This is a genomic window from Carboxylicivirga litoralis (assembly GCF_025499605.1).
Taxonomy (GTDB): domain Bacteria; phylum Bacteroidota; class Bacteroidia; order Bacteroidales; family Marinilabiliaceae; genus Carboxylicivirga; species Carboxylicivirga litoralis.
Genome location: NZ_JAFMVC010000070.1, coordinates 1 through 2,742 on the forward strand (window position 1 = coordinate 1; position 2,742 = coordinate 2,742).

At 41.0% G+C, this 2,742-nt stretch carries 1 protein-coding gene; it reads right to left on the reverse strand.

The window, feature by feature from the left end:
- A partial coding sequence (locus J1N10_RS20625) for a strawberry notch family protein (protein ID WP_262328621.1) occupies positions 1 to 2,742 on the reverse strand: 2,742 nt, incomplete at both ends.

Here is a 2,742-nt window from a genome sequence, read left to right on the forward strand (position 1 = left end):
AAGTTGTTCAGGTAGCGTTTGCGGTTCTCGCTTTGTGTTTTGGTCTTGGTAATCTCGGCTTGTTTTCCTTCTTCAATTTCTTCGGTTCTTTCAGCAACATAATCCCTTTGGGCTGCTTTGTCATATACAGGAATTTTCTGATAGCTTTTCTCATCGGTAATGCCATTAAAAAGCTCTTTATATTTTTCTTCCAACGCCTTTAAATCGTCAGATAACTTGTTTTGGACAAAATTCTCGTGAGCTGAAACTATTTCTTCAGAAATACTATCGGGGTGTTTACTTCTTAGTTGTTTTTGAATCAGCTTTTCAAGTTCTGCTTTACCATACGGCTTTTTAAGTACGTTACATTCGCATTTTTCCAAAAAAGTATCGTTACCAAAAACAGAACGTCCACCTTTCCCGGCAATCACAACTCGTTTTTCAAGTGATTCTGCTTTCAGGTTCAGGACTTCCACTTCAAGGTCATACTCATCGGCTTGCTTGAGGTATTCGATGTAATCGTTATATCGCTCAATAACCTCTTGGTAAAACTTTTCCTGTTCCTTAACCGATAAAACAGCCACACGCCCTGTTACTTTTGAAGCATCACCTTCGGATGGTGTCTCATCACTCTCTTTACCCTCAAATTTAAGAGGGTTATCCAGAGCTTTGTTTAGTTCCTCATTCTCCAACATGTATTGGCGAACCACTTTGTCACCGTACTTATTTAAAAAGTCATCGGATTCCAATTGTGATTTGCTGCTTTTTTGGTTGGAGGAGGTATTGGCATCCAATGATTTCAGCTTCTTTTTGAGCATCATCATAAACCGCTTTTGTGCAGGGATGGATGAGATAATGTAATCGTAAATCGGTTTCATTATCTGCCCTGTGCGGTTGATACGTCCACGCTTTTGAATCTCGGTATTGATGTTCAGTTCAGGTTGGAGTATCACCATCACACGCTGCTTAACCTTTTCTGCTGGCACTTTATCGGTGACAATGGCATGTGCCGAAGCTCCTGTTGAACCACTTTGGTTAATCAGCAAACAATCAATTTCATTGTCGTTGAATTGACGGAACAAGTCGGCTGTGTTTTCCTTTTTTCGGCTCATCACCAGGGCGGTAGTGTTTTTCTTGTTCAGGTTCTTGTACTGTACACAAAGCTTTCGCCCTGTAACTTCTCCTACTGAATAGCCGGCTTCTTTTATCTTTTGGATAATTAAATCAAGCGGACTGATTGTGATTCCTGTGGATGCCTGTTCAATTCGTCTGATAATATCATAGTAAGCCAATTGAGCATCTTCCGATAAATCGGCAATGTTAAACTGTTTGCCCTGTGATTCTCCATCAATATCCTTTTCTGTGTAGCGAAGAACTGAATCCAAACCCTTTTCCAAAACGGTTGAGAAATCACCGTTTATCACATCATCGGGTTTTGCCATTCCTTCTAAAAAACTTCCCATTGTGGAGGCAAAAGCAATGATAGGTTTCTTACCTTCTTTCAGTCTGTTTATGGCATGGTCGGCAACATCAGAGGCATTCAAACTAAAGAGTAATTGATTGATTACGTTGAAGACTTTTGAGAAATACGGAATATTATCAACCCCTGCTTTTTCTGTTCCTTTGCGTGTTTCAACCTCTTTACTTTCGGCTGCTGCAATCTTATCAAGCTCATCAACCTGTTTGTTAATGTACTTCTCCTGGAACCCGATTATATCTCGAATGATTGAAGTTATTTTATCGGCTGTTTCAGCTTGCTCTTTGGCTTTTTCTTTCAGCTCGATATAGTTAACTTCTACACCTTCAAAAGAGCGTTCACGCCTAATCATTTGACCCTCTGAAACCAATTGGGCTGCTAAAACTTCCTGCAATGCAACACCGCCTTTAGTAATAGCTTCCACCAAATCCTCTTTGCTCATATTAGCATCGCTCATTGATGTTTTTTGAGCGTAAATAGGCATGTTATCAGGTCGTTTTGCAAATGTGGCTGACAGGAAACAAACGCCTTTGGTTTGCCTTATTACATCTTGCATAAACTCACCTGTGTTGGAACTACCCGAAGCATTGTGAGCTTCATCCATGATGATTATATTACCGCTACTTGCAGCATTTAAAAACTCTTGTTTGGCTGGCTTTTTCGGCTGATTGAACTGCGAATAGGTGGCACAAACAAAGTTGTAGTTGTTGGGAACTTGCTTGCTCTTTATAATCCTTTCTTGTGTTGGTTTTTCAGGAGCAGTATATATCACTTTACCGCTTTTGTCCTTCACATTGGTTTTGCTCTCTTTGGTGTTCACGATAAACGGAACCAGGGCAGAACTTCCAATGTCGGATAAATCCCGATAGAGGTCAGTAAACAGGTTAGGCTTTTCGGATAGGAACACAGGTTGCAGACCGCTTTTAACACCGTAGCGAATTAAAGCTGCTGCGGTTCTTCCTTTGCCAATTCCTGTTTGGTCGCCAACAATAATCCCCTGGCCACGCTTCTCGATATTGTAAATTGCTAATGATACTGCATCAATCTGTTCGCATGAAAGCGACTTTACAAGCTCGTCATTACTGTAATCGAGTTTCTCACAGGCGTAGTCAAACAATGGCATCCCGATACTTTTCTTTACTTTCCGGATTGCGATGTGCATTTCGTGTCCCATAGAATCGGGAACGGTTGTATGGAAAAAACGCTGAAGTTGACCACCTCTTAACGATTTAAATTGACCAGGTCTAACGAACGAAATTGACCACCCTTTGACGCTCCAAAGTGAC